The organism is Atlantibacter sp., assembly GCF_032062175.1.
GTDB lineage: Bacteria > Pseudomonadota > Gammaproteobacteria > Enterobacterales > Enterobacteriaceae > Atlantibacter.
Genome location: NZ_DAMBQK010000001.1, coordinates 239,061 through 265,142 on the forward strand (window position 1 = coordinate 239,061; position 26,082 = coordinate 265,142).

The 26,082-nt window shown below is 55.3% G+C and carries 25 protein-coding genes; 13 read left to right on the forward strand and 12 right to left on the reverse strand.

Going from position 1 to position 26,082, the window contains the following annotated elements; all coding sequences use genetic code 11:
- Nucleotides 1-37 precede the first annotated feature (37 nt).
- The 4 genes from galS (at nucleotide 38) to mglC (ending at nucleotide 4,959) form a co-directional block, all read left to right on the forward strand.
- A complete protein-coding gene (gene galS / locus RT120_RS01105; protein ID WP_312978432.1) occupies nucleotides 38-1,063 on the forward strand; it encodes an HTH-type transcriptional regulator GalS in 1,026 nt (341 codons plus the stop codon).
- 272 nt (nucleotides 1,064-1,335) lie between these two features.
- Nucleotides 1,336-2,331: a galactose/glucose ABC transporter substrate-binding protein MglB gene (gene mglB / locus RT120_RS01110; RefSeq protein ID WP_312978434.1), complete on the forward strand. Its 996-nt coding sequence runs from the start codon at nucleotides 1,336-1,338 to the stop codon at nucleotides 2,329-2,331.
- Between the two features lie 81 nt (nucleotides 2,332-2,412).
- Nucleotides 2,413-3,933: a galactose/methyl galactoside ABC transporter ATP-binding protein MglA gene (mglA, locus tag RT120_RS01115; protein ID WP_125291636.1), complete on the forward strand. Its 1,521-nt coding sequence runs from the start codon at nucleotides 2,413-2,415 to the stop codon at nucleotides 3,931-3,933.
- 15 nt (nucleotides 3,934-3,948) lie between these two features.
- Complete coding sequence (gene mglC / locus RT120_RS01120; protein WP_312978437.1) at nucleotides 3,949-4,959, forward strand: galactose/methyl galactoside ABC transporter permease MglC; 1,011 nt, start codon at nucleotides 3,949-3,951, stop codon at nucleotides 4,957-4,959.
- Between the two features lie 48 nt (nucleotides 4,960-5,007).
- Here the strand turns inward: mglC and RT120_RS01125 are convergent, their stop codons facing one another.
- The 5 genes from RT120_RS01125 to RT120_RS01145 form a co-directional block, all read right to left on the reverse strand.
- On the reverse strand, nucleotides 5,008-6,123 hold the full coding sequence (locus RT120_RS01125; protein ID WP_312978439.1) for an AI-2E family transporter: 1,116 nt from the start codon (nucleotides 6,121-6,123) through the stop codon (nucleotides 5,008-5,010).
- A 140-nt stretch (nucleotides 6,124-6,263) separates the two neighbouring features.
- A complete protein-coding gene (gene sanA, locus RT120_RS01130) occupies nucleotides 6,264-6,977 on the reverse strand; it encodes an outer membrane permeability protein SanA (protein WP_161660401.1) in 714 nt (237 codons plus the stop codon).
- A 118-nt stretch (nucleotides 6,978-7,095) separates the two neighbouring features.
- Nucleotides 7,096-7,980 (reverse strand): cytidine deaminase, encoded by an 885-nt coding sequence (cdd, locus tag RT120_RS01135; RefSeq protein ID WP_312978442.1) that lies wholly within the window; start codon nucleotides 7,978-7,980, stop codon nucleotides 7,096-7,098.
- Nucleotides 7,981-8,111: 131 nt separating this feature from the next.
- A complete protein-coding gene (locus RT120_RS01140; protein WP_312978444.1) occupies nucleotides 8,112-8,807 on the reverse strand; it encodes a CidB/LrgB family autolysis modulator in 696 nt (231 codons plus the stop codon).
- A complete protein-coding gene (locus RT120_RS01145) occupies nucleotides 8,804-9,202 on the reverse strand; it encodes a CidA/LrgA family protein (protein WP_312978446.1) in 399 nt (132 codons plus the stop codon). Before RT120_RS01145 ends, RT120_RS01140 begins: the two co-directional genes overlap by 4 nt.
- A 463-nt stretch (nucleotides 9,203-9,665) precedes the next feature.
- Between RT120_RS01145 and dusC the strand changes: the two genes are divergently transcribed.
- Nucleotides 9,666-10,634 (forward strand): tRNA dihydrouridine(16) synthase DusC, encoded by a 969-nt coding sequence (gene dusC, locus RT120_RS01150; protein ID WP_312978448.1) that lies wholly within the window; start codon nucleotides 9,666-9,668, stop codon nucleotides 10,632-10,634.
- Here the strand turns inward: dusC and yohP are convergent.
- Nucleotides 10,631-10,744, reverse strand: a complete 114-nt coding sequence (gene yohP, locus RT120_RS21735; RefSeq protein WP_409515011.1) for a small membrane protein YohP — start codon at nucleotides 10,742-10,744, stop codon at nucleotides 10,631-10,633. The two genes, dusC and yohP, sit on opposite strands and share 4 nt — an antisense overlap.
- A 144-nt stretch (nucleotides 10,745-10,888) precedes the next feature.
- Between yohP and RT120_RS01155 the strand changes: the two genes are divergently transcribed.
- Nucleotides 10,889-11,656 carry an SDR family oxidoreductase gene (locus tag RT120_RS01155; RefSeq protein ID WP_312978450.1) on the forward strand — a complete coding sequence of 256 codons (768 nt, stop codon included), beginning with the start codon at nucleotides 10,889-10,891 and terminating at the stop codon, nucleotides 11,654-11,656.
- Here the strand turns inward: RT120_RS01155 and RT120_RS01160 are convergent.
- On the reverse strand, nucleotides 11,647-12,219 hold the full coding sequence (locus RT120_RS01160; RefSeq protein WP_312978452.1) for a DedA family protein: 573 nt from the start codon (nucleotides 12,217-12,219) through the stop codon (nucleotides 11,647-11,649). The genes RT120_RS01155 and RT120_RS01160 overlap by 10 nt on opposite strands.
- Before the next feature lie 202 nt (nucleotides 12,220-12,421).
- On the opposite strand from RT120_RS01160, the gene RT120_RS01165 reads away from it, so the two are divergent.
- Together RT120_RS01165 and pbpG are read left to right on the forward strand one after the other, a co-directional pair.
- Nucleotides 12,422-13,009, forward strand: a complete 588-nt coding sequence (locus tag RT120_RS01165; protein WP_312978454.1) for a Yip1 family protein — start codon at nucleotides 12,422-12,424, stop codon at nucleotides 13,007-13,009.
- 173 nt (nucleotides 13,010-13,182) lie between these two features.
- The gene (gene pbpG, locus RT120_RS01170; RefSeq protein WP_312978455.1) at nucleotides 13,183-14,127 is read left to right on the forward strand and encodes a D-alanyl-D-alanine endopeptidase; all 945 of its coding nucleotides are present in this window, start codon (nucleotides 13,183-13,185) and stop codon (nucleotides 14,125-14,127) included.
- Here the strand turns inward: pbpG and RT120_RS01175 are convergent, their stop codons facing one another.
- Both RT120_RS01175 and dld read right to left on the reverse strand, forming a co-directional pair.
- Nucleotides 14,128-14,682, reverse strand: a complete 555-nt coding sequence (locus RT120_RS01175) for an N-acetyltransferase family protein (protein WP_312978457.1) — start codon at nucleotides 14,680-14,682, stop codon at nucleotides 14,128-14,130.
- Nucleotides 14,683-14,789: 107 nt separating this feature from the next.
- Complete coding sequence (dld, locus tag RT120_RS01180; protein WP_312978459.1) at nucleotides 14,790-16,535, reverse strand: D-lactate dehydrogenase; 1,746 nt, start codon at nucleotides 16,533-16,535, stop codon at nucleotides 14,790-14,792.
- A 199-nt stretch (nucleotides 16,536-16,734) separates the two neighbouring features.
- Between dld and bglX the strand changes: the two genes are divergently transcribed.
- The 5 genes from bglX to RT120_RS01205 all read left to right on the forward strand — a co-directional run bounded on the left by bglX (nucleotide 16,735) and on the right by RT120_RS01205 (nucleotide 22,919).
- On the forward strand, nucleotides 16,735-19,032 hold the full coding sequence (gene bglX / locus RT120_RS01185; RefSeq protein WP_312978461.1) for a beta-glucosidase BglX: 2,298 nt from the start codon (nucleotides 16,735-16,737) through the stop codon (nucleotides 19,030-19,032).
- A gap of 147 nt (nucleotides 19,033-19,179) precedes the next feature.
- Nucleotides 19,180-20,088 carry an ABC transporter substrate-binding protein gene (locus RT120_RS01190; RefSeq protein ID WP_312978463.1) on the forward strand — a complete coding sequence of 303 codons (909 nt, stop codon included), beginning with the start codon at nucleotides 19,180-19,182 and terminating at the stop codon, nucleotides 20,086-20,088.
- Nucleotides 20,089-20,112: 24 nt separating this feature from the next.
- Nucleotides 20,113-21,276, forward strand: coding sequence for an ABC transporter permease (locus RT120_RS01195; protein WP_312978465.1), 1,164 nt, complete (start codon nucleotides 20,113-20,115; stop codon nucleotides 21,274-21,276).
- A complete protein-coding gene (locus RT120_RS01200; protein WP_312978467.1) occupies nucleotides 21,263-22,204 on the forward strand; it encodes an ABC transporter ATP-binding protein in 942 nt (313 codons plus the stop codon). The genes RT120_RS01195 and RT120_RS01200 overlap by 14 nt, the downstream gene beginning before the upstream one ends.
- Complete coding sequence (locus RT120_RS01205; RefSeq protein ID WP_312978468.1) at nucleotides 22,188-22,919, forward strand: ABC transporter permease; 732 nt, start codon at nucleotides 22,188-22,190, stop codon at nucleotides 22,917-22,919. Before RT120_RS01200 ends, RT120_RS01205 begins: the two co-directional genes overlap by 17 nt.
- On the opposite strand, the gene RT120_RS01210 is transcribed toward RT120_RS01205, so the two are convergent.
- The 3 genes from RT120_RS01210 to metG form a co-directional block, all read right to left on the reverse strand.
- Nucleotides 22,897-23,007: a protein YohO gene (locus RT120_RS01210; protein WP_125291656.1), complete on the reverse strand. Its 111-nt coding sequence runs from the start codon at nucleotides 23,005-23,007 to the stop codon at nucleotides 22,897-22,899. The genes RT120_RS01205 and RT120_RS01210 overlap by 23 nt on opposite strands.
- Nucleotides 23,008-23,084: 77 nt before the next feature.
- On the reverse strand, nucleotides 23,085-23,828 hold the full coding sequence (locus tag RT120_RS01215; protein WP_312978470.1) for a MerR family transcriptional regulator: 744 nt from the start codon (nucleotides 23,826-23,828) through the stop codon (nucleotides 23,085-23,087).
- Nucleotides 23,829-23,990: 162 nt separating this feature from the next.
- A complete protein-coding gene (gene metG, locus RT120_RS01220; RefSeq protein ID WP_312978471.1) occupies nucleotides 23,991-26,021 on the reverse strand; it encodes a methionine--tRNA ligase in 2,031 nt (676 codons plus the stop codon).
- Between the last annotated feature and the right edge of the window lie 61 nt (nucleotides 26,022-26,082).

Below are 26,082 nucleotides of genomic sequence, written 5' to 3' on the forward strand. Positions count from 1 at the left end.
TTCGTGAGTTGCTGCCAAAATAAACAGGATGATGGTTATGATCACCATTCGTGATGTCGCACGTCAGGCGGGCGTATCCGTCGCCACCGTTTCCCGGGTTTTGAACAACAGCGCGCTGGTGAGCCCAGAGACGCGCGAGATGGTCCTGCAAGCCGTGAACCAGCTGGGATATCGCCCCAACGCCAATGCCCAGGCGCTGGCCACCCAGGTCAGCGATACCATCGGCGTGGTGGTGATGGACGTCTCCGATCCCTTCTTCGGCGCGCTGGTAAAAGCGGTAGATACCGTTGCCCAGCAGCATCAAAAATATGTCCTCATTGGCAACAGTTACCATGAAGCAGAAAAAGAGCGCCATGCCATTGAGGTGTTGATTCGCCATCGCTGTAACGCGTTGATTGTTCATGCGAAGGAGCTGGGCGATGACGAGCTGGCGCAGTTTATGGATCAGATCCCCGGCATGGTGCTGATTAACCGTATCGTCCCCGGCTATGAACACCGCTGCGTGGGCCTGGATAACATCACCGGCGCGATGATGGCAACGCGGATGCTGCAAAGCAATGGCCACCAGCGCATCGGTTATCTGGCCTCAAGCCACGCCATTGAAGATAACGATCACCGCCGTGAAGGCTGGCAGCGTGCGCTGGCGGAGCAGGGGATTGTCGTGCCTGAAAGCTGGGTCGGCACCGGTTCGCCGGATATGCAAGGGGGTGAGGCGGCTATGGTGGAGCTGCTGGGTCGTAATCTCCAGCTAACCGCTGTGTTTGCTTATAACGATGGCATGGCGGCAGGCGCGCTAACGGCATTGAAAGATAACGGTATTGCCGTGCCGCAGCATTTGTCATTGATTGGTTTTGATGACATCCCGATGGCGCGTTACACCGACCCGCAATTGACCACAGTGCGTTACCCCATTGTTTCAATGGCGCGGCTGGCGACAGAGCTGGCGTTACAGGGCTCGCAGGGGCTGCTCGATAATGCAGCAAGCCACTGTTTTATGCCGACTTTAGTGCGTCGCCACTCAGTCACAGGCCGCCAAATTGTGGCTCCGATCACTAGTTTATAAATCTGAGTGATGTAACCGCTTTCAATCTGTGAGTAAATTCACAGTATCTTAACAAGGCGCTGACTATGATGTCAGCGTTTTAGGGGCTGAAACACTATGTAACGATAACCATAGACGACAAGCCTGAAAGCGCAAATAACACGCAGTACGGGAGCGTTACCTGTCACGGAAGAATTTTTTCATAAATGAACTTAGGCAGTCAGTAACGTGAATTCCACGCTGTCCTGCCGTCCATTATTCATAAGAACTACCCTGCAAATACCGGAGATACCATGAATAAGAAGGTGTTGACTCTGTCCGCTGTGATGTCTTGCATGCTGTTTGGTACCGCTGCTCAGGCAGCCGATCGTATCGGTGTGACCATTTATAAGTATGACGATAACTTCATGTCTGTTGTGCGTAAGGCGATTGAGAAGGAAGCTACCGCCTCTCCGGATGTTCAACTGCTGATGAATGACTCGCAGAACGACCAGTCCAAACAGAACGACCAAATCGACGTACTGCTGGCGAAAGGCGTGAAGTCTCTGGCAATCAACCTGGTTGACCCGGCAGCGGCGGGCACGGTGATTGAAAAAGCGCGCGGCCAGAACGTTCCTATCGTGTTCTTCAACAAAGAGCCGTCCCGTAAAGCGCTGGATAGCTATGACAAAGCGTACTACGTAGGAACTGACTCCAAAGAATCCGGCATCATTCAGGGCGACCTGATTGCTAAACACTGGGCTGCAAACCAGGGTTGGGATCTGAACAAAGACGGCCAGATTCAGTTCGTACTGCTGAAAGGCGAGCCGGGACACCCGGATGCAGAAGCGCGTACCACTTACGTGATCAAAGAGCTGAATGACAAGGGCATCAAAACCCAGCAGTTGCAGCTTGATACCGCAATGTGGGATACCGCAATGGCGAAAGACAAGATGGACGCATGGCTGTCTGGTCCGAACGCAAACAAAATTGAAGTGGTTATCGCTAACAATGACGCCATGGCAATGGGCGCGGTTGAAGCGCTGAAAGCCCATAACAAATCATCCATTCCGGTGTTCGGCGTTGACGCCCTGCCGGAAGCCCTGGCGCTGGTTAAATCTGGCGCTCTGGCCGGTACCGTATTGAACGACGCCAACAACCAGGCGAAAGCAACCTTCGATCTGGCGAAAAACCTGGCGGAAGGCAAAGGTGCCGCTGACGGTACTAACTGGAAAATCGACAATAAAGTTGTACGTATTCCTTACGTCGGTGTTGATAAAGCCAACCTGGCTGAGTTCACCAACAAATAATAAGCCGTATTTTAAGGGCGCGAGCTGCGCCCTTTTTTAAACTCGTCATACCCGTCAACCTATACGCCACCAGGTATAACTATGGTCAGCACGAATACGCAATCCTCAGGCGAATACTTGTTAGAAATGAGTGGTATCGACAAGTCATTCCCGGGCGTTAAGGCACTGGATAATGTTAATTTGAAAGTTCGCCCGCATTCTATCCATGCATTAATGGGGGAAAACGGGGCGGGCAAATCGACATTATTAAAATGCCTTTTTGGGATCTATAAAAAAGATTCCGGCAGCATTCTTTTCCAGGGGAAAGAGATCGATTTCCAGTCTACCAAGGAAGCACTGGAAAATGGCATCTCAATGGTTCACCAGGAATTAAACTTAGTATTACAACGCTCCGTGATGGACAACATGTGGCTGGGCCGTTATCCCACCAAAGGCGTGTTTGTCGATCAGGACAAAATGTACCGCGATACCAAAGCGATTTTTGATGAGCTGGATATTGATATCGATCCGCGTGCTCGCGTAGGTACGCTTTCTGTATCGCAGATGCAGATGATCGAAATCGCCAAAGCGTTTTCTTATGACGCTAAGATCGTCATTATGGATGAGCCGACGTCTTCCTTAACGGAAAAAGAGGTCAATCATCTGTTCAAAATTATTCGTAAATTGAAAGAGCGCGGCTGCGGCATCGTGTATATCTCCCATAAAATGGAAGAGATCTTTCAGTTGTGCGATGAAATAACCATTCTTCGTGATGGTCAGTGGATTGCCACCCAGCCGCTGGAAGGGCTGGATATGGATAAGATCATCGCCATGATGGTTGGCCGTTCCCTGAACCAGCGCTTCCCGGATAAAGAAAACGTGCCGGGCGAAGTGATCCTCGAAGTGAAAAACCTGACCTCGTTGCGTCAGCCGTCAATTCGCGACGTCAGCTTCGATCTGCATAAAGGCGAGATTTTAGGTATTGCCGGGCTGGTGGGTGCAAAGCGTACCGATATTGTGGAAACCTTATTCGGTATTCGCGAAAAATCCGCCGGGACCATTAAGCTGCATGGGAAACAAATTAATAACCATAACGCTAATGAGGCCATTAACCACGGTTTTGCTCTGGTGACCGAGGAACGTCGCTCAACGGGTATCTATGCCTATCTGGATATCGGCTTTAACTCGCTTATTTCCAACATTCGCAAATACAAAAACAAAGTCGGGCTGCTGGATAATTCCCGCATGAAGAGCGACACCCAATGGGTGATTGATGCCATGCGCGTAAAAACGCCGGGCCATCGCACCCAGATTGGTTCGCTTTCCGGTGGTAACCAGCAGAAGGTCATTATCGGGCGCTGGCTGTTAACCCAGCCGGAAATATTAATGCTCGATGAACCGACCCGTGGTATTGACGTCGGCGCGAAGTTTGAAATTTATCAGCTGATTGCTGAACTGGCGAAAAAAGGCAAAGGGATCATTATCATCTCCTCTGAAATGCCAGAGCTGTTAGGAATAACCGACCGTATCCTGGTGATGAGCAATGGTCTCGTTTCCGGAATTGTTGACACCAAAACGACGTCGCAGAATGAAATTTTGCGTCTTGCGTCTTTGCACCTTTAATATCAGGGGCTCCTCATGAGTGCGTTAAATAAGAAAAGTTTTCTCACTTATCTGAAAGAAGGCGGTATTTACGTCGTCCTTTTAGTTTTGCTGGCCATTATTATTTTCCAGGATCCAACTTTTTTAAGCCTGTTGAACTTAAGTAACATCCTGACCCAGTCTTCGGTCCGTATTATCATCGCGCTGGGCGTGGCGGGGCTTATCGTCACCCAGGGTACTGACCTGTCTGCCGGTCGCCAGGTTGGCCTGGCGGCGGTGGTCGCAGCAACCCTGTTGCAGTCGATGGAAAACGCCAACAAAGTGTTCCCGGAAATGGCCACCATGCCGATTCCGGTGGTGATCCTGATTGTCTGCGCTATCGGCGCGATTATCGGCCTGATCAACGGCATCGTTATCGCTTACCTTAACGTAACGCCGTTTATCACCACCCTGGGCACCATGATTATCGTTTACGGTATTAACTCCCTGTATTACGACTTTGTGGGCGCATCGCCGATTTCCGGTTTCGACAGCGGCTTCTCAACCTTTACCCAGGGCTTTGTGGCGCTGGGCAGTTTCCGGCTCTCCTACATCACCTTCTATGCGCTGATTGCGGTGGCGTTCGTCTGGATCCTGTGGAATAAAACCCGCTTCGGTAAAAACATTTTCGCTATCGGCGGCAACCCGGAAGCGGCGAAAGTGTCTGGCGTTAACGTGGCCCTGAACCTGCTGATGATTTATGCGCTGTCCGGCGTGTTCTATGCCTTCGGCGGTATGCTGGAAGCGGGCCGTATCGGCTCTGCCACCAACAACCTCGGCTTTATGTATGAACTGGATGCGATTGCCGCGTGCGTAGTTGGCGGCGTGTCGTTCAGCGGCGGCGTGGGTACAGTGATTGGTGTGGTAACCGGTGTGATCATCTTTACGGTTATCAACTACGGCCTGACCTATATCGGCGTGAACCCGTACTGGCAGTACATCATCAAAGGCGCAATCATCATCTTCGCGGTTGCCCTGGATTCCCTGAAATACGCCCGTAAGAAGTAATATTGACTTGTTTCGTCCAGCCCCCGACATTCGGGGGCTTTTTTTGTATTAGCGCTTAGGCGGGGTAATCTCCTGCTGGGCAGGCACTTTCGATTCATCGCCATTCAGCCGCCGTTTCTCCTGGTCAGCCTGATAGAAATAGTTCCAGCAGGTGACAAACAGCGCCGCGACCATCGGGCCAATCACAAAGCCGTTGATGCCGTAAATGCTTAGCCCGCCCAGGGTCGTGATCAGGATCAGCCAGTCCGGCATGCGGATGTCTTTACCTACCAGCAGTGGACGCAGAATATTGTCCGACAGGCCAACCACCACCACAAACCACAGCGTCAGTAACAAGCCTTTTATAATCAAACCCGTGGCGAACAGGTATATCGCCGCCGGGATCCACACCAATGCCGTCCCCACCGCGGGGATCAGCGACAGGAACGCCATCAGCGCGCCCCACAGCAGGCTGGCTTCAATGCCCGCAAAGTAAAACGCGATGCCCCCTAACGCGCCCTGAACCACTGCGACCACCACGGTGCCTTTTACCGTGGCGCGTGCCACGGCGGCAAAGCGGGCGAACAGGCGGTATTTCATGTTGTTTTCCAGCGGGATTGCTTTAAACGCCAGTTCCACCAGCCGCGCGCCGTCTTTCAGGAAGAAGAACAGCAGGTACAGCATCACGCCGAATCCTACCGCCAGGCTAAAGGTGTTTTTACTGATCAGCAAAACGCTGCCAGCGGCATACTGGCTACCCTTCATGGCAACGTCGGACAGTTTGCTGCGGATATCGGTAAGGTTATCGAGCTGGTATTCCGCCAGCAGGCCACGCGCCCAGTCAGGCAGATAGCCGAGATATTCGTAAAACAGCCTGGCGATATTGGCGTTGTCGCTTTGCAGGTTCTGATAGACGGTATTAAATTCCCGCGCCAGCGACGAGGCGATAATCGCTAACGGCGTGAAAACAATTAAGCAGATCACCACCAGTGTCAGCAGCGCCGCCAGGCCATTGCGGCCCCCGGTAGCACGGCTCAACCAAATTTTCATTTTGTAAAAAATGACGGCGAGAATAGCGGCCCAAAGTAACGAGGAGAACCAGGGGCGTAAAATGCTCCAGAGTGCCAGCGTGACCAGCGCCAGTATCAGCGCGAAAAGTATTTTTGAGGTTTTTCCCATCAGCATAGTTATTCCCTTTTGACGGCGTGTGACACACGCGTTGCGCATAAGTCAGTGTAGACGCTGTATAAATGAGGACAGTTTCCGGGATAACCGGAAATGAATAATTCAGAATGGAGGAGAACGATACGGTCAACAAAACGCCGTTATTTCGCCTTTTGCAGTTCGAGTAGCTGTTCCGCCGTCACTGCCGGGTAGCCCTGCGCATCGTCCGGCACATCGTGCAGCGCCGGGATCGGCACCAGCGGCCCTAAAAAGCGCGGTTCGCGTTTGAAAATATACAGATCGGCAAGTGCGCCAAGCCGCGCGCCAAATTCCCGGACCCGCACCGTCAGCATATCTTTCGGCGAAGGCACCGCGTAACACTGGGCCTGAATCCCCATGTGCAGGGCGATAAACAGCGCCCGCTCGCAATGGAAACGTTGGGTGATGATAATGAAGTCGTTAGTGTCGAACACTTTGCGGGTGCGAACGATAGAGTCCAGGGTACGGAACCCGGCGTAATCCAGCACGATGTCTGCCGGATCGACCCCAGCGGCGATCAGATCCTTACGCATGGTCATCGGTTCGTTGTAGCTTTGCAGCGCATTATCGCCGCTCAGTAGCAGGTAATTCACTTTGCCACTGTTATAGGCGTTGATCGCACCCTGGATGCGGTAGCGGTAGTACTGGTTAATGACACCGGTGCGGTAATACTTGGCGGTGCCCAGCACCACGCCCACCTGGCGGTAGGGTAGGTCCTGCAATTCGTCATAGACGTAAGGGGAGGTTTTCCAGCTTATCCAGCGATCGAGAAGCAGCGCCGCTAACAGCAGTAAGCCGATAAACACAACCAGGCTGTACAACAGGCGCTTCAACATTCAGGTGGCTCGGAACAGGAAAATTGCCATCAAGGCTACTTTACCCGCCAGGCGAGCGCAACCGCTCACCGTGCGGGTGGATTAAAATTAAGCATTCCGCACGGTGTGGCGTTACGCGTCAGGCCAGCAGCACCCGATCGACATTGTGGCAGCCCAGACCGTTAAGAGTTGAAACCGTCGGTGCCCACTGGCTGATATTGCCATTCGGCAGTTCAGCGAGAATGGCGCGCTGGATATCCGCAAAGCCATAACCCTTGAGGATCACCAGGTTCAGCGCGGCCTGTAACGGCGGCAGGGAAGGATTGAATGCCGCGTTTTCAGCGTAGCTGCCGGTGAGGAGAGTGCCGTCGCGCAATTCCATCGCCAGGCCACAGGGCGACTGGGTGTAGGGCGCGTGGCTGCGGTTGGCCGCTTTAATCGCCTGTTGGCTCAACGCATCGCCTTCTACCGCAAAGCCGTGGTCTTCCGCGTCGAAAATGGTGGTTTTGATATCCAGATCGCGCGGGCCGAAAGCGTCTGGCAAATAGTCTTTCAGCCTGGCGGCGGCGCGACCAGGTAAATGGATATGCAAATCGAGGCCGCTGTTCAGTTCATTCATAAACTGGCGGCAGTGCCCGCACGGGGTGTAGTTAACGGTAATCGCCCGCAGACCGGTTTCGCCGCTCATCCAGGCGTGAGTAATGGCGCTTTGTTCGGCGTGGATAGTCTGTTGCAGCGCGATGCCCGGGTATTCCATGTTCGCACCAAACCATAAATTTCCGCTAACGCCGCGTGCGATAGCCCCAACGTTAAAATGGGAGATGGGGGTTTCGGCATACGCTGCCGCGAGCGGCAGTAAAGCGAACGCCAGTTCGTCTTCGTTGAGCCCGCACTGGCGTTGGATCTGCTGAGACTGCCCGGCAGTCAGCATCGCTGGAAAATGTTCGTCATCCAGCAGGGGAGCAAGCGCGGTTTGCAGAGGCTGAGAAAGCCCGGCAAAGGCAGTATGAAATCGTGAATGCATGGCAAGGCCTCTTTATATCGGTTACTGGATCCGTAGTTTACGGAGCCAGAGAGGCTTGATATGTGACGTGCATCTCGTTATTTATGCAACAAAAATTCTTTCATACAAATTTGCGCGACATCTCGCAAATTTTACGACCAGAACGCCAGGATCACCGGGAATAAAAACGGGGCAATGAGTGAAGTGATAATCCCGCAAATCACCAGCGCCAACGAACTAAACGCGCCTTCCTGATAGTCCAGCTCCGCGCAGCGGGCGGTACCCAGGGCGTGCGAGGCGGTGCCCATCGCCAGGCCGCGCGCCGATTTGGTGCGAATGCGCATGATATTCAGCAGGCTATGGCCAAAGACCGCGCCCAAAATCCCGACGAAAATCACGCACACCGCGCTGATAGCTGGAATGCCACCGAGGCTGCCGCCCACCGCCATCGCAATCGGCGTGGTGACGGATTTTGGCAACACTGATGCGGCGATTTCCGGGGATGCGCCCATCAGCAGCGCCACGGAGGTGCCGGTTAACATCGCTACCATACTGCCAATAAAGCAAATGGTGATGATCGATTTCCAGCGCGCGCGGATCTGGTGAAGTTGCTCATACAGTGGAAACGCCAGCGCCACCACGGCGGGTTGCAGCAAATCATTGAGGATTTTGCTGCCCTGGAAATAGTGATCGTAAGGCGTATGGGTGAACACCAACAGCGGGATAATTACCACCATCGATACCAGTAACGGGTTCAGCAGCGGAGTTTTTAATTTTGCCGCCAGCTTACGGGCCGCGAAAAATACCACCAGGGTTAACGGCAGCGACCACCAGATATGCTCAATCATTGTTTAGGCTCCTGCTGGCCGATGACTTTGCGCTGGCCGTGCACCAGATGCGAACTCCAGCTCACCACCAAAAAGACCACCAGGGTACTGATAAAGCATGACACCACCACCGGGCCGAACTGTGCTTTCAGCACATCGACATACTGCATTACGCCAATCCCTACCGGCACAAACAACAGCGCCATATAGCGAATCAGCACGTTACAGCCGGGTTTTACCCATTTCGACGGGAGGATCTGGAGCGACAGCAGGAGAAACATAATCAGCATGCCGATAATGCTGCCGGGAATGGTGATAGGCAGCAGTGCCGCCAGGGCGATACCCGCATACAAACAGGCATAAATCAGGATAAACGCACGGACAAAGTGCCAGATTGTGGTCAGCATAGTGCTCATATCAATAACCTTGTTGGAATGCATTCATCATACAATTAAAGAAAATTGTGTGCTACAGATCACATCATGATTTTATGGCATCAAAAGTATGCCTGGCGAGCACAGTTGCAAGCCTTGTCAGGTATTATCCCCGTCATTCTTCACGTTGCAGATGCGTTGGCTTGACTCGCTCACCCCAGTCACTTACTGATGTAAGCGCCTGGGGATTCGCTACGTCGCCGCGTGACTCAGCCTTCGGCTTCGCCCCTTCGGGGCCAGCGCAAGCGCTGTTCAAAGCCCTTTAGGCTTTGTCCTGCAACTTGAATTATTTAGGGGGTAAAAGAGGGAGGTGCAGGTGCAGCATTTTTATATTTTTTGCCAGCATACCCGGCGTAGCGGGCGGGCTCAATGGCATCGCGTAAAATGCATTTCCCTTCTTGCCGCCAGGCGCTACCATAGCGCCTCTTTTTTACTGAGGTCGGCTATGCGTGTATTACTGGCGCCAATGGAAGGCGTACTGGATTCCCTGGTACGTGAACTGTTAACGGACGTGAACGATTACGATCTGTGCGTCACGGAATTCCTGCGCGTGGTGGATAGCCTGCTGCCAGCAAAATCCTTCTATAAACTCTGCCCGGAACTGCATCACCAGAGCCGCACCCCGTCGGGCACGTTAGTGCGCATTCAACTTTTAGGCCAGCACCCGCAGTGGCTGGCGGAAAACGCCGCCCGCGCGGTGGAGCTGGGCTCCTGGGGTGTGGACCTTAACTGCGGCTGTCCCTCAAAGCTGGTTAACGGCAGCGGCGGCGGGGCGACATTGCTCAAAGATCCCGATCTGATTTATCGCGGCGCGAAGGCGATGCGTGAAGCGGTCCCGGCAAACTTACCGGTGACGGTGAAAGTACGCCTCGGCTGGGACAGCGACGCCCGTCAGTTCGACATCGCCGATGCGGTGCAGCAGGCGGGCGCTACCGAACTGGTGGTGCATGGCCGCACCAAAGAGGATGGTTATAAAGCCGAGCGCATCAACTGGGCGGCAATTGGTGAAATTCGCCAACGCCTGTCGATTCCGGTGATCGCCAATGGCGAAATCTGGGACTGGGAGAGCGGCCAGGCGTGTTTGCAGGCCACGGGTTGTGACGCGGTTATGGTCGGGCGCGGCGCGCTGAATGTGCCAAATTTAAGCCGGGTCGTAAAATACAACGAAGCGCCGATGGCCTGGCCGGAGGTGGTTGAATTACTGCAAAAATACACTCAGCTTGAGAAGCAGGGTGACACCGGCATGTACCATGTGGCGCGCATTAAGCAGTGGTTGGGTTATTTACGAAAAGCCTATCCGCAGGCGGCTGAACTGTTTACCACTATCCGTACCTTAACGGATTCGCCGTCGATTGCTACGGCGATTGACGGGTACGCCCGGCAGGCGTACCCCGTGGATAGCATCACGATTTAGAAAATCGCCTTAAACACACCCGTAACCACCAACAGCCCAATCAAAAAGATAATCAAAACCGCCCATAGAATAATTTTCATCGCTTTCCCTCTGTTTGTTAACCAGTACATCCGTAACTGAGTATAGGAAAGATTGAGAAAGTGGCGAGGCGGTTCCCGCTTCGCCGATGAGAAACCGGGCTTTACCCTTGCTTACGCTGCTCTCCTGTTCCTTTTCTATACTTATCCTTTCTTCGCATCCAGAGAGGACGACCCATGACCCAACGAGTTGCAATAGTGACCGCTTCCGATTCCGGCATCGGCAAGAAATGCGCGGAATTACTGGCACAGCAAGGTTTCGACATCGGTATTACCTGGCATAGCGACGACAAGGGCGCCAAAGAGACCGCCGAACAGGTGCGATCGTTTGGCCGCAATGTGGAAATGGTCCAGCTTGATTTAAGCCATTTGCCTGACGGCGCTAACGCCATTCAGGAACTGATCGACCGTTTCGGGCGCATTGACGTGCTGGTGAACAATGCGGGGGCGATGTCAAAAGCAGCATTTCTGGATATGCCGTTTGAAGACTGGCGCAACGTGTTTACCGTGGACGTGGATGGCGCGTTTTTGTGTTCGCAAATCGCCGCGCGTGCGATGGTGAAACAGGGGGAGGGCGGGCGCATCGTCAATATCACGTCGGTTCATGAGCATACGCCGTTGCCCGAAGCCAGCGCGTACACGGCTGCCAAGCATGCCCTCGGCGGCCTGACGAAATCAATGGCGCTGGAACTGGTGAGCCACGGCATTCTGGTGAATTCCGTCGCGCCTGGCGCCATCGCCACGCCGATGAATGATATGGATGAAGAAGACGTGAAACCCGGCTCGCTGCCGACGGTGCCGCTGGCGCGTCCGGGACGCACGGAAGAGATCGCAAGCCTGGTGGCCTGGCTGTGTTCAGAGCAGGCGGCTTATGCCACCGGCCAGTCGTTTATCGTTGACGGTGGTTTTATGCTCGCCAACCCGCAGTTTAAACCTCAGGAGTGAGGCTTTTTACGCTGGCGGCGTTTAAAGCCGTAGCGCAGTAGCGCCACGCATCCCACGGCCAGCGCCAGCCAAATCCAGTGTTTCAGGTGCTGGTCGAGGGAGTGTAGCCACGGCGCAATCACTTCGCCCCCCACATAGCCCAGGGTGGTAAACAGCGCCGCCCAGACCAGCGCGCCGATAATATTCAGCGGCAGAAACACCTTTGGCGGCACGTGGCTGGCCCCGATCAGCAGCGGCCCAATTATGCGAAAACCGTACATAAACCGGCATCCGGGCACAAACAACAGCGGATGGCGGGCAATCAGCTTCTGCGCAGAGGCGATTTTATCCTGATGCTTATTAAAGCATTTGAGCAACTTCGCGCCATAGCGCCGTCCCAGTAAATAGAGCACCTGGTCGCCAATCATCCCGCCCAGCGCCACCACCAGCACCACCAGCGGAAACGCCAGTAAACCCTGATGCGCCGCCACGCCGCCCAACAGGGTGATGGTTTCTCCCTCCGCCATGCTGCCCACCAGCAACGCCGCATAGCCATATTGTGAAATGAGTGCTGAAACATCCATCGTGAGTGAGTTCACTCCATGTTATTCATTGTAGTAAGAATACACCCCGAGGCCGGGAACGCCTCGTCTGGCGGCGATTTTCACGGGCCTCGCTAAATCGTGCTGTTCAATAATTAATCACCTGACCTGCGTTATACTTATCTCATCCTTCCGGGAGCCAGCGTCACGGCTGGCGTGAGCGTGTTACCAAACAGGGGGCATTATGAACCATGTCTGGGGGCTTTTTTCCCATCCTTATCGTGAAATGCAGGTCATTAAGGGCGAAAACGAAACCGTTTCGCATCACTACACCCACCACGTGCTGATCATGGCGGCCGTTCCGGTGATTTGCGCGTTTATTGGCACCACTCAAATCGGCTGGGATTTTGACGACGGCAACGTGGTTAAACTGTCGCTGTTTACCGGCTTCGCGCTGGCAATCCTGTTTTATGGCCTGATGTTAGCGGGCGTGGCGGTGATGGGCCGCGTTATCTGGTGGATGGCGCGTAACTATCCGCAACGTCCGTCACTCAACAACTGTATGGTGTTTGCCGGCTATGTGGCGACCCCCCTATTTTTGAGTGGTATCGTCGCGCTGTATCCCATCGTCTGGCTGTGTGCGCTGGTGGGGACGATTGCGCTGTTTTATACCGGCTATCTGCTGTACATCGGCGTTCCGGCGTTCCTCAACATTAATCGCGAAGAGGGGCTGAGCTTCTCCAGTTCGACCCTGGCGATTGGTGTTTTAGTGCTGGAAGTCCTGCTGGCGTTGACTGTGGTCTTGTGGGGTTACGGATATCGTCTATTCTGATGAAGGTGCATTGCCGGTTAAAACTGGCGCAATGTACTCTTAAATCACGATTCTCCTGTAGCGATAAAGCTGGACGCCGGAGTATCATCCCGGCGCCAGCTTCCAAATATTCATTGAGCGTATGGAAGCGGTGTGCGTCACAACGTGCGTGAATAATTTTCTGAAGTAAAACCATGCCGACTACAATCCGTCATTCACTCCTGAGCCTTGCGCTCATGCTGGCTGTACCCTTTGCGCCTGTGGCCGTCGCGGCGAAAACGGCGGTGATCCAACCTGCCGCCCAACCGGAAATCGCTTCCGGCAGCGCCATGATCGTCGACCTGCAAACCAATAAGGTGCTATATTCCAGCCACCCTAATCTGGTGCGTCCCATTGCGTCCATTACCAAAGTGATGACGGCGATGGTGGTGTTAGACGCCCGTCTGCCGCTGGATGAGATCCTGAAAGTCGACATCAGCCAGACGCCGGAGATGAAAGGGATTTATTCACGCGTGCGGCTGAACAGTGAAATCAGCCGTAAAAATATGCTGCTGCTGGCGCTAATGTCATCGGAAAACCGTGCGGCGGCCAGCCTGGCGCACCATTACCCTGGTGGTTACAACGCATTTATCCGTGCAATGAACGCCAAAGCGAAATCCCTCGGCATGACCCATACCCGTTTCGTTGAGCCGACCGGCCTGTCGATTAAAAACGTCTCCACCGCCCAGGATCTGACCAAACTGCTGATCGCCACTAAACAGTATCCGCTGATTGGGCAGCTTAGCACCACCCGCGAGGATATGGCGACGTTCTCTAAACCGGCTTATACCCTGCCGTTTCGTAATACCAACCATCTGGTGTATCGCGATAACTGGAATATTCAGCTGACCAAAACCGGCTTTACCAATGCGGCGGGCCACTGCCTGGTGATGCGCACCGTGATCAATAACCGTCCGGTGGCGCTGGTCGTGATGGATGCATTCGGCAAATATACCCATTTTGCCGACGCCAGCCGCCTGCGTAGCTGGATGGAAACCGGTAAAGTGACCCCGGTTCCGGCCTCTGCGCTGAGCTATAAACGGCAAAAAGCGGCGCAAATGGCCGCAAATAGTACTGCCAACGATGCACAAAACGACTGATTAGCCTGGCAGCGCCCAATCGCCCTGATTGAGCGGGCGCTGCATAATCAAGGTATCCCGCCAGTTTCCCAGCTTAAAGCCCACGCTACGTAGCTGACCGACCACTTCAAAGCCTAACTGCCGGTGAAGGCGCTGCGAGCCAGGATTATTTTCACCGTCGCCGATAATGGCGATCATCTGCCGCCACGGGCCTTGCTCGCAGCGGGCAATCAGCGTCTCCAGCAGTTCGCGGCCAACGCCACGCCCGGTCATGCTGGCGTCGACATAAATCGATTCTTCAATGGTGTAACGGTAAGCGGGGCGGGAACGGTAGGGCGCGGCGTAACAGTAACCCACCACAATACTGTGCCATTCTGCGACCAGCCACGGATAGCCCTGTTCAGTAAGGTGGGTAATACGCTGCGCCATTTCTTCGGCGTCAGGTGGAATTTCTTCAAATGAGGCGCGGCCATGCTGGACATGCCATGCATAAATGGCGGCGATAAGCGCGCTATCATCAGGCTGGACGTCACGGACAACTATCGCAGGGACAGGAACAACTTCGACTGCTGACATTTTCCATTCCTCAGGGCTGGTTCAGGCCAGCGCGATGCTGGCCTTGCCGCTACTCTAATCGGAATTTTCTTAGTCTAAAAGATGTTCGATATATTCTAACCAAAATCTCACAAGTTAGCCTGGTCAGGAACGCTTTCGCTAACCGGTTCCGCCCAATTTTTCAACTTCGTTGTTTTTCCAATGCCGGGGTTCATGCTGTTTGTCGGGTCATTTTGCTTATAAAAGCGTTTTAATTGCGTCGGCGCTTCATACAAATGGCCCACGTTATGCTCCGCAGGGTATTGCGCACCCCGCGCCCGCAGCAGTTCCAGCATCTCGTCTTTCAACGCATGGGCATCCACGCCTTTCTTCACGATGTAATCCTGGTGGAATACATAACAGAAGAAATGACCGTAATAGAGCTTATGCACCAGTTTACTGTCGATTTCCGCAGGCAGGGTTTCGAACCACTCGGTGTCGTTACGGCGCAGCGCGATATCCAGCGCCAGAATATCCTCTACCTCGTCGGAGTGAACCGCCTGATAGCGGATCGCCGCGCCTGCCGCCGCAAACCGGTGTAAAAAGGCTTTGCTGCCTTCCTCAGGGGTACAGGCAAAGAAGCCGCCTTCCGCGTCGTTAAAGAAGCTGGTCAGCCAGGCGCGTGCTTCTTCGATTCCGTCTCCCGCCATTTTCAGCAGCAGATGATGCTCGTATTTATCACGCCACTGCTTCATGCGCGGCGGCAAATGACCGGGGAAAATTTTGCCCAGTTTCTGCATGGCGCGGTCAGTAAAGTGCGGTTTAAACACGCTGACTTTATCCAGCAGCGCGTCGGTGCGGCCTTTGAGGGTAAAGAAGAACGGCATTTTGTCGGTGCCGAGTTTATCGATCATTAAAAACGTGTCTTTGCCGTAGCGCTCGGCGATGTCGTAGATATCGCGGTGCATATACTCGCCTGCGACCGGCAGGTTTTCAAAATTCGCCAGCATATGGCGGCGGATTTCCGTCAGTACCGCAGCATCGTTGGTGCCGATATAAAACACCTGCTGGTTCTTTTGCGCCGGGAAGGTATCAAGACGCACCGCGAACACGGCCAGTTTGCCTGCGCAACCGGACGCTTCAAACAGCCGGTCCGGGTCGGCGTTATAGCGCGCCGGGGAATCGGCGTTGATATCGCGCACCCGGCTGATGTAATTGCTGTCTGACGCATGGCGGCCATCGTGGCGCACATCTTCAGGTTTCAGGCGGTCATCATCCAGCTTGCCGAGGATCTGCTCCGGGGTATGCCCTAAATCAATGCCCAAATGGTTGACCAACGTCAGTTTGCCGTCCTCGTTGATCCGCGCGTACAGCGCCATCTCGGTATAGGCCGGGCCACGATGAATTAACGCGCCGCCGGAGTTATTGCAAATGCCGCCCACCACCGATGCGCCAATACATGATGAGCCAATCACCGAGTGCGGCTCACGGCCCAGCGGTTTCAGGGCTTTTTCCAGGGTGTACAGGGTGGTGCCGGGGAAGGCCAGCACCTGCTCGCCGTTATCAATCAGCTGTAATTTATCCAGGCGCAGGGTGCTGATAATCACGATCTGGCGGTCATAATCGTTGCCGTTCGGCGTGGACCCCTCTGTCAGGCCCGTGTTGGCAGCCTGCATTAAAATAATTTTATCGGCGTTCACACAGGCTTGCAGCACGCGCCACAGTTCAAGTAGCGAACCGGGAAACACCACGGCCAGCGCGTCGCCCTGGCCTGAGCGAAAGCCCTTGCGATAGCGGGCGGTTTTCGCGGGATCGGTCAGCAGGTGGCTTGCGCTCACCAGCCGGGTAAGTTCAGCGATAAAAGAAGCATTATCGTTATGCGAGGTGAGGGACATGCTCCACTCCTTGTGGTATGACAAATGTAGGCGGTTTTAATCATAGCCCTCCCTTTGCGAGAAAACTCGGAAAGTGCCTAAAAATCAGAGCGCAAACACATTGAGCCTCTTCTTACCGATTTCACCCTGTGGCACACTGCACACCAAATCTGCATGGGCGGCTATGCTTATTAGCCGCATGACTGAGAGAGTAAATGGCATGAAATGGCTTTGTTCTGTAGGGATGGCAGTCAGCCTCGCGCTGCAACCTGCTTATGCTTCATCGACGTTTGGCGAGCACCCGTTAACCCCTGAGGCGCGGGATGCGTTTGTCACCGATCTGCTTAAACAAATGACCGTGGATGAAAAGATTGGTCAGCTGCGGTTAATCAGCGTGGGGCCCGATAATCCGAAAGAAGCGATTCGCGACATGATCCAGAAGAGCCAGGTGGGGGCAATCTTCAACACCGTCACCCGTGAAGATATTCGCGCCATGCAGGATCAGGTAATGGAACTGAGCCGCCTGAAAATCCCGTTGTTCTTTGCCTATGATGTGTTGCACGGTCAGCGCACCGTGTTCCCCATCAGCCTGGGGCTGGCGTCCTCGTTCAATCTCGACGCGGTAAAAACCGTGGGTCGCATATCCGCGTATGAAGCGGCGGATGACGGGCTGAATATGACCTGGGCACCGATGGTGGATGTCTCGCGCGATCCGCGCTGGGGCCGTGTGTCCGAAGGTTTTGGCGAAGATACGTATTTAACCTCCATCATGGGTAAAACCATGGTAGAAGCGATGCAGGGCAAAAGCCCGGCGGATCGCTACTCGGTGATGACCAGCGTGAAACACTTCGCCGCCTATGGCGCAGTGGAGGGCGGGAAAGAGTACAACACCGTAGATATGAGCATGCAGCGCCTGTTCAACGATTACATGCCACCGTACAAAGCGGCGCTCGACGCGGGCAGCGGTGGGGTGATGGTGGCGCTAAACTCGCTGAACGGCACCCCGGCGTCCTCGGATAGCTGGCTGCTGAAAGATCTGCTACGCGATGAGTGGGGCTTTAAGGGCATCACTATTTCCGATCACGGGGCAATCAAAGAACTGATTAAACACGGTACGGCGTCGGACCCTAAAGACGCGGTACGCGTGGCGCTCAAGTCCGGCATCAACATGAGTATGAGCGACGAGTACTACAGTAAGTACCTGCCGGAGCTGGTAAAAAGCGGCGACGTCACTATGGAAGAGCTGGACGACGCCGCGCGCCATGTGCTGAACGTCAAATATGATATGGGGCTGTTCAACGACCCATACAGCCATTTAGGGGCTAAAGAAACCGACCCGCAGGATACTAACGCCGAAAGCCGTCTGCACCGCCAGGAGGCGCGCGAAGTGGCCCGTGAAAGTATGGTGCTGCTGAAAAACCGTCTGGATACGCTGCCGCTGAAAAAATCTGGGACTATCGCGCTTATTGGCCCGTTGGTAGACAGCCAGCGCGACGTGATGGGCAGTTGGTCGGCGGCGGGCGTGGTGAAACAGTCCGTGACCCTGATGAGCGGCATCAAGAGTGCAGTGGGTGACAACGCCAAAATCCTTTACGCCAAAGGGGCTAACCTCACTAACGATAAAGGCATTATCCAGTTCCTGAACCAGTACGAGCAGGGTGTGGCCGTTGATGAGCGCACTCCGCAGGCGATGATTGACGAAGCGGTGCAAACCGCTAATCAGGCCGACGTGGTGGTGCTGGCGGTTGGCGAGGCTCAGGGTATGGCCCATGAAGCGTCCAGCCGTACCGACCTGACCCTGCCGCAGAGCCAGCGCGACCTGATCGCCGCCCTGAAAGCCACCGGTAAACCGCTGGTGCTGGTGCTGATGAACGGGCGTCCGCTGGCGCTGGTGAAAGAAGATCAGCAGGCCGACGCGATTCTGGAAACCTGGTACGCAGGCACCGAAGGGGGCAACGCCATCGCCGATGTGCTGTTTGGTGATTACAACCCGTCGGGCAAACTGCCGATGTCTTTCCCACGTTCAGTCGGGCAGATCCCGGTGTACTACAGCCACCTGAACACGGGCCGTCCCTACAACCCGGAAAAACCAAACAAGTACACGTCACACTACTTTGATGAAGCCAACGGCCCGCTGTATCCCTTCGGTTATGGCCTGAGCTATACCACGTTTAGCGTATCGGACGTGAAGCTCTCTTCGCCGACGATGCCGCAAAACGGCAGCGTGACCGCCAGCGTGGAAGTGACCAACACCGGTAAACGTGAAGGTGCCACGGTGGTGCAGATTTATGTGCAGGACGTCACCGCCTCTTTGAGCCGCCCTGTGAAGGAGTTGAAAGGGTTTAACAAAGTGACCCTGAAACCGGGCGAGACTCAGACTGTCAGCTTCCCGATCGACATTAATGCGCTGAAATTCTGGAACCAGAAGCTGCAATACGTTGCTGAACCGGGCAAATTTAATGTGTTTATCGGCCTGGACTCCGCAAGAGTTAAGCAGGGCGAGTTTGAGTTGCAGTAATTATCGATAGATGTAAAAAGGCCGGGAAACCGGCCTTTTTTATTTCTGGCTAGCCTGGCTCAATCCACCAACCCATTATGCGAAGCGCCTGATTCTCAACTACGCTTTTCCCTTGAACCCCGCGTTTGGGTGTGATGAGGAAAATCAATGAAAACGAAAATCTGGAGTGCGGCAGGCTTACTTTTGTTGGCGACTGGGGCTCAGGCGGCGGAGCCGGTAAAAGTCGGTTCAAAAATCGACACCGAAGGCGCGCTGTTGGGCAATATCATTATTCAGGTGCTGGAAAGCCACGGCGTTAAAACGGTGAATAAAGTGCAGCTTGGCACCACGCCAGTGGTGCGCGCCGCGATTACATCCGGCGAGCTGGATATCTACCCGGAGTACACCGGCAACGGCGCGTTCTTCTTCAAAGATGAAAACGATCCCGCGTGGAAGAACGCCAAAGCGGGTTATGAGAAAGTCAAAAAGCTCGATGCTGAGCAAAATAAACTCACCTGGCTGGCACCTGCCTCGGCGAACAATACCTGGACCATCGCCGTACGTAAGGACCTGGCAGAAAAGAACAAGCTGACATCGCTTGCCGACCTCAGCCGCTATCTGAAGGAGAAAGGTGAGTTCAAACTGGCAGCCTCGGCAGAATTTATTGAACGCCCGGACGCGCTGCCCGCCTTTGAAAAAGCCTACGATTTCAAGCTTAACCAGCCGCAACTGCTGTCGCTGGCCGGGGGCGATACCGCCGTTACCATCAAAGCCGCGGCACAACAAACCTCCGGCGTAAATGCCGCGATGGCCTACGGCACCGATGGCCCGGTTGCCGCGCTGGGCCTGCAAACCCTGACCGATCCGAAAGGCGTACAGCCGGTCTATGCGCCCGCGCCGGTAGTGCGCGATGCCGTGCTGAAGGCGTACCCGCAGATGGGCGAGTGGCTCGACCCGGTATTCGCCTCGCTGGATGAGAAAACCCTGCAACAGCTGAATGCCTCGATTGCCGTTGAAGGCCTGGACGCGAAAAAAGTCGCTGCCGATTATCTGAAGCAAAAAGGATTTGTGAAGTAATCACGCCTGGAAAAGGGATGTCTTTTGACAATACGCTGTCATAACCGGGTGATGCTGCTGCTGGCGATACTGCTGGCAGCAGCGCTCCTGCTGCCGTTTATCAATTACGCGCCTAACCGTCTGGTTTCAGGCTCGCCGATGAGCGTGTCGGCGCTTTCCCCGCTGGCGCTGTATGGCCTGCTTGCTGCCGCGCTCATGCTAATTATCCTGTCACTTTTACCCGGACGCGCCGCGTTGATTGCCGGGCTGGTTAGCGCAGAAGGGCTGTTTATCGCGCTATTGCTGCTGGTGGGCTACGGGGCGACCCATCTGGCCCAGCAGGGCAGTAGCCTGGCGCGAACGTCGCCCGGCAGCGGAGCGTGGCTGATGGCGGCGCTGGCTCTGCTGTTAATGAGCGATACCATCAGTCGCCTGACGCAAAAGCCGTTATGGCGCTGGTTGTTGCTGGCGCAACTATGGATTGTGCCGCTGTGGCTGCTGCTTACCGGCTATTTCAATGATATTTCGCTGCTTAAAGAGTACGCCAACCGCCAGGACGTGTTTAACGACGCGTTCAGCCAGCATCTGGCATTGCTACTTGCGACCCTGTCCATTGCCTTATTTATCGGCATTCCGCTGGGATTACTGTGCCACCGTTACGCCCGTTCGCAGCCCGCTGTGTTTTCGATTCTTAATGTCATCCAGACGGTGCCGTCGATTGCCCTGTTCGGCCTGCTGATTGCGCCCCTTGCCGCGCTGGCAGTGCTGTTTCCCTGGCTGGGGCGGATGGGTGTTTCCGGCATCGGCACGGCGCCTGCATTAATCGCGCTGGTGCTTTACGCGCTATTGCCGCTGGTACGCGGCGTGGTGGCGGGGCTGGGACAGGTACCGGAAAACGTGCTGGAAAGCGCGCGCGGGATGGGGATGACTGACCGGCAGCGCTTTTTTAAAGCGGAAGTGCCTCTGGCGCTGCCGGTGCTGTTGCGCAGCCTGAAAGTGGTGGCGGTGCAGACCGTCGGCATGGCGGTGATTGCCGCGCTGATTGGCGCAGGCGGTTTCGGCGCGCTGGTATTCCAGGGGCTGCTAAGCAGCGCGCTGGATCTGGTGCTGTTGGGCGTTATCCCGGTGATCGCCATGGCGGTGGCGGTGGATGGACTCTTTAACCTGCTGATTGCGGCGCTGGAGGCGCAACGACATGATCGAATTTGATGGCGTGACCAAATATTACCAGGGACGCGCCGCCGTCGAGGATCTCAATCTGAACTTTCGAAAGGGCGCGTTTTCGGTATTGATTGGCACCTCCGGCTCCGGTAAGTCCACCACCTTAAAGATGATTAACCGGCTGGTGGAGCATGATGAAGGGCGCATTCGCTTTGCCGGAGAAGAGATCCGCAAGTTTTCGCCACAGGATTTACGGCGGCGTATGGGTTACGCCATTCAATCTATCGGGCTGTTCCCGCACTGGGACGTGGCGCAGAACATCGCCACCGTCCCGCAACTGCTGAAGTGGCCAAAAGCGCGGATTAACCAGCGGGTGGATGAGCTGCTGGCGCTGCTTGGCCTCGACCCGGCGCAGTTTCGCCGTCGTTATCCGCATCAACTCTCCGGCGGCCAGCAGCAGCGGGTCGGCGTGGCGCGGGCGCTGGCGGCAGACCCGGAAGTGTTGTTGATGGATGAACCCTTTGGCGCGCTCGATCCGGTGACCCGCGAGGCGTTGCAGCAGGAGATGATGCGTATCCATCAACTCCAGGGACGCACCATTATTCTGGTCACCCACGATGTGGATGAGGCGCTGCGCCTGGCCGATCATCTGGTCGTGATGGACGGCGGCAAAGTGGTGCAGCAGGGCGCGCCGCTGTCTTTGCTCAGCCAGCCAGAAAACGACTTTGTGCGCGATTTCTTTGGCCGCAGCGAGCTGGGCGTGCGGCTACTGTCGATGCGCCAGGTAAAAGATTACCTCACGCCGGGGCAGTGCGAAGGCCTGCCGGTGATGCGGGATATCTCGCTTCGTGAGGCGCTGTCGCAGTTCGTTGAGCGGCGCTGCGACGAACTGCCGGTGGTGGATGAACAGGGCAATCCGTGCGGTACTCTGCGCTTTAACACTCTGCTGGAGGGCGACCGTGCGTCTGCTTCGTGATCCGCTGTTGTGGCTGATTTTGCTCTACGCTGCGCTGCTGGCGGGCCTGCCGCACAGCGCGGGTTTGTTTAGCTGGCTGTTTCCGCAGTTGCCGCGCCCGCTGTATCAGCAGGAGAGTTTCTGGGCGCTGACCGTGGCGCATTTTTATCTGGTGGGCATCTCCAGCCTGGTGGCGATCGCGCTCGGTATCGGATTAGGGATTGTCGTGACGCGCCCGTTCGGGCTGGAATTCCGCGCGCTGGTGGAAACCATCGCCGCAGTGGGCCAGACCTTTCCCCCGGTAGCGGTGCTGGCGGTGGCGGTACCGGTCATCGGCTTTGGCAAAGAGCCAGCGATTATCGCGCTGATTTTGTACGGCTGGCTACCGGTGTTGCAGGGCACGCTGGCGGGTATTGGCGCGGTGCCGGATAGCGTTAAAGAGGTGGCGCGCGGCGTCGGGATGAGCGGCTGGCAAACATTGTGGAAAGTAGAGATGCCACTGGCTGGGCCAGTGATCCTGGCGGGGGTGCGCACGTCGGTGATTATTAATATCGGGACGGCGGCAATCGCCTCGACGGTTGGCGCGAACACGCTCGGTACACCGGTGATTATCGGCCTGAGCGGCTTTAACACCGCGTATGTGATCCAGGGGGCGGTTCTGGTGGCGCTGGCGGCGATTATCGTCGACCGCGCCTTTGAACGCTTACAGCAACTTATGACCCGGCATGCAGGATAACCGTATAACCGGCCAGCATTACGCCACCGATCCCGCCAATCGCCATCAGTAACATGCCGGTGACGATCGCTATTCTGGTTAATTTCATGGACTGCTCCTTTGGTTAACCAGAAGATTATACCCGTCTGCGCTCAGGTTGCACCTTTGTTATTTTTGTTGCGCCGTTTAGAGCGCTTCCGGCGTGTTTAAATCAATGATCGCGCGGCCATCCTCGCGCCACTGCGCCAGCTGTGTGCGCTGCTGAGACGTGGGGTTATCACCACACCACACCAGCAGTGTCTGGCCTTCGAAAATCTCCGGGCGCAGTTGCGTGACCGGATGCGCCAGAATACTCACCCGCCAGCCGCGTTGCGTCGCGCTCCAGCCCGCCAGCCACAGGCGAGTGGTATCAGTAATATTCCAGCCGATCACCAGCGCGTCTTTGCCGCTTTTTTTGCGCGCCGACGACAGGCACAGGGCGATGTAATTGATGAGCACGCCATCAAGGATGCTCAGGAGCGTAGCGAGGGCGGCCTGCTGGCTGAGCAGACGATGACGAAGAGGAATAAACAGCTTGTCGACCAGCGTTTGGGCGGGGTAATCGCGGCCGGTTTCGCTCACCCAGTTGCGCACCCGGTTAATATTCCCGGCGCGCAGCAGCCGCAATAACGTCTCCTGCATTTGATACCACTGGGAGCCGGGGTCCTGCGCGTCCGTCAGCAGCAGCGATTTTACCTTGCTGACCTGGACGCCGTTATCTACCCACTGTTTGATCTCGCGGATCCGGTCAATGTCAGATTCGTTGAATAAGCGGTGCCCGCCATCGGTGCGCTGCGGCTTAACCAGCCCGTACCGCCGCTGCCATGCCCTGAGTGTGACAGGATTAATATCACACAACTCCGCCACCTCACCGATGGTGTAAAGCGCCATACCACCCTCTCTCTGAGCTAAAAATCCCCACTTAACTGTAGTAGGTAGCAGGCTAACCAGGCAAAATGTATTGTGTATTTTTGCACGGCTATTCGAAAGACGGATTGACCCAAACGAAAATATGCAGGCCAAAAAAATGCCCTCGCAAGGAGGGCATCATGTTTATTTGACCTGTTGGCCGGGCTTAGCGCCGTCGTCAGGGCTTAACAGGAAGATATCTTTCCCGCCAGGGCCCGCCGCCATCACCATGCCTTCGGAGACGCCAAAGCGCATTTTGCGCGGCGCCAGGTTGGCGACCATCACCGTCAGGCGGCCAATCAGCAGCTGCGGGTCAGGGTACGCAGAGCGGATGCCGGAGAACACGTTGCGTTTCTCGCCGTCCAGATCCAGCGTCAGGCGCAGCAGCTTGTCAGAGCCTTCGACAAATTCGGCGTTTTCAATCAGCGCCACGCGCAAATCGACTTTCGCGAATTCATCAAAGCTGATGGTTTCCTGGATAGGGTTATCCGCCAGTTCGCCGGTTGCCGGTGCGGCTGCCGCTTTCACTTCCTCTTTTGACGCCTCAACCAGCGCTTCAACCTGTTTCATCTCGATACGGTTGTACAGTGCTTTAAAGGTGTTCACTTTATGGCCGAGCAGCGGCTGCTGGATGGCGTCCCAGGTCAGTTCGGTGTTCAGAAACGCTTCGGCGCGCTCGCTCAGTTGCGGGAGTACCGGCTTCAGCCAGGTCATCAGTACGCGGAACAGGTTGATGCCCATAGAGCAAATCGCTTGTAAGTCGGCATCGCGGCCTTCCTGCTTTGCCACTACCCACGGTGCCTGCTCGTCAACGTAGCGGTTGGCTACGTCGGCCATCGCCATGATTTCCCGGACAGCTTTACCGAACTCACGGCTTTCCCAGGCTTCGCCGATGCTTTGCGCCGCGTCGGTAAAGGTTTTGTACAGCGCAGGGTCAGCCAGTTCCGCCGCCAGCACGCCGTCAAAACGTTTGGCGATAAAGCCGGCGTTACGGGACGCCAGGTTAACCACTTTGTTGACGATATCGGCATTCACGCGCTGGACGAAATCTTCCAGATTGAGGTCGATATCATCGATACGCGAGGAGAGCTTGGCGGTGTAGTAGTAGCGCAGGCTGTCGGCGTCGAAATGGTTCAGCCAGGTGCTGGCTTTGATGAAGGTGCCGCGCGATTTAGACATTTTCGCGCCGTTCACCGTCACATAGCCGTGGACGAACAGGTTGGTTGGCTTGCGGTAGCCGCTGCCTTCCAGCATCGCCGGCCAGAACAGGCTGTGGAAGTACACGATGTCTTTACCGATAAAGTGATACAGCTCGGCGTCGGAGTCTTTTTTCCACCAGTCGTCAAAGTTGAGATCGCTGCGCTTGTCGCACAGGTTTTTGAACGAGCCCATATAGCCGATCGGCGCATCCAGCCAGACGTAAAAGTATTTGCCCGGCGCGTTGGGAATTTCGAAACCGAAATACGGCGCATCGCGGGAGATATCCCACTGCTGTAAGCCGGATTCGAACCACTCCTGCATTTTGTTGGCGACCTGCTCCTGCAACGCACCGCTGCGGGTCCATGCCTGTAGCATTTCGCTAAACGACGGCAGATCGAAGAAGAAGTGCTCGGATTCACGCATTACCGGCGTCGCGCCGGAGACCACGGATTTCGGTTCGATCAGCTCGGTCGGGCTGTAGGTCGCACCGCACACTTCGCAGTTATCGCCGTATTGATCCGGAGACTTACATTTCGGGCAGGTGCCTTTAACGAAACGGTCCGGCAGGAACATGCCTTTTTCCGGGTCGAACAGTTGGGAAATGGTGCGGTTTTTGATGAAACCGTTCTCTTTCAGACGGGTGTAGATCAGCTCCGACAGCGCGCGGTTCTCGTCGCTGTGCGTGGAATGATAATTATCGTAGCTGATGTTGAAGCCAGCGAAATCGGTCTGATGTTCCTGACTCATCTCGCCAATCATCTGCTCCGGGGTAATGCCAAGCTGTTGGGCTTTGAGCATAATCGGCGTGCCGTGGGCATCGTCGGCGCAGATGAAGTTGACGTTGTGGCCGCGCATTCGCTGGTAACGAACCCAGACATCAGCCTGGATATGCTCCAGCATGTGGCCGAGGTGGATCGAGCCGTTCGCATAGGGAAGGGCACAGGTTACCAGTATTTTTTTCGCGACTTGAGTCATAGTGAGAATTACATCATCCAGGTAAAAAGGGGGTTTGATATTACCAAATGGGTAATTATTT

Bases quoted from the DNA above. Each gene is read 5' to 3' on its own strand.
- galS (WP_312978432.1), top strand. From the start codon at position 38: ATGATCACCATTCGTGATGTCGCACGTCAGGCGGGCGTATCCGTCGCC.
- mglB (WP_312978434.1), top strand. From the start codon at position 1,336: ATGAATAAGAAGGTGTTGACTCTGTCCGCTGTGATGTCTTGCATGCTG.
- mglA (WP_125291636.1), top strand. From the start codon at position 2,413: ATGGTCAGCACGAATACGCAATCCTCAGGCGAATACTTGTTAGAAATG.
- mglC (WP_312978437.1), top strand. From the start codon at position 3,949: ATGAGTGCGTTAAATAAGAAAAGTTTTCTCACTTATCTGAAAGAAGGC.
- RT120_RS01125 (WP_312978439.1), bottom strand. From the start codon at position 6,123: ATGCTGATGGGAAAAACCTCAAAAATACTTTTCGCGCTGATACTGGCG.
- sanA (WP_161660401.1), bottom strand. From the start codon at position 6,977: ATGTTGAAGCGCCTGTTGTACAGCCTGGTTGTGTTTATCGGCTTACTG.
- cdd (WP_312978442.1), bottom strand. From the start codon at position 7,980: ATGCATTCACGATTTCATACTGCCTTTGCCGGGCTTTCTCAGCCTCTG.
- RT120_RS01140 (WP_312978444.1), bottom strand. From the start codon at position 8,807: ATGATTGAGCATATCTGGTGGTCGCTGCCGTTAACCCTGGTGGTATTT.
- RT120_RS01145 (WP_312978446.1), bottom strand. From the start codon at position 9,202: ATGAGCACTATGCTGACCACAATCTGGCACTTTGTCCGTGCGTTTATC.
- dusC (WP_312978448.1), top strand. From the start codon at position 9,666: ATGCGTGTATTACTGGCGCCAATGGAAGGCGTACTGGATTCCCTGGTA.
- yohP (WP_409515011.1), bottom strand. From the start codon at position 10,744: ATGTACTGGTTAACAAACAGAGGGAAAGCGATGAAAATTATTCTATGG.
- RT120_RS01155 (WP_312978450.1), top strand. From the start codon at position 10,889: ATGACCCAACGAGTTGCAATAGTGACCGCTTCCGATTCCGGCATCGGC.
- RT120_RS01160 (WP_312978452.1), bottom strand. From the start codon at position 12,219: ATGGATGTTTCAGCACTCATTTCACAATATGGCTATGCGGCGTTGCTG.
- RT120_RS01165 (WP_312978454.1), top strand. From the start codon at position 12,422: ATGAACCATGTCTGGGGGCTTTTTTCCCATCCTTATCGTGAAATGCAG.
- pbpG (WP_312978455.1), top strand. From the start codon at position 13,183: ATGCCGACTACAATCCGTCATTCACTCCTGAGCCTTGCGCTCATGCTG.
- RT120_RS01175 (WP_312978457.1), bottom strand. From the start codon at position 14,682: ATGTCAGCAGTCGAAGTTGTTCCTGTCCCTGCGATAGTTGTCCGTGAC.
- dld (WP_312978459.1), bottom strand. From the start codon at position 16,535: ATGTCCCTCACCTCGCATAACGATAATGCTTCTTTTATCGCTGAACTT.
- bglX (WP_312978461.1), top strand. From the start codon at position 16,735: ATGAAATGGCTTTGTTCTGTAGGGATGGCAGTCAGCCTCGCGCTGCAA.
- RT120_RS01190 (WP_312978463.1), top strand. From the start codon at position 19,180: ATGAAAACGAAAATCTGGAGTGCGGCAGGCTTACTTTTGTTGGCGACT.
- RT120_RS01200 (WP_312978467.1), top strand. From the start codon at position 21,263: ATGATCGAATTTGATGGCGTGACCAAATATTACCAGGGACGCGCCGCC.
- RT120_RS01210 (WP_125291656.1), bottom strand. From the start codon at position 23,007: ATGAAATTAACCAGAATAGCGATCGTCACCGGCATGTTACTGATGGCG.
- RT120_RS01215 (WP_312978470.1), bottom strand. From the start codon at position 23,828: ATGGCGCTTTACACCATCGGTGAGGTGGCGGAGTTGTGTGATATTAAT.
- metG (WP_312978471.1), bottom strand. From the start codon at position 26,021: ATGACTCAAGTCGCGAAAAAAATACTGGTAACCTGTGCCCTTCCCTAT.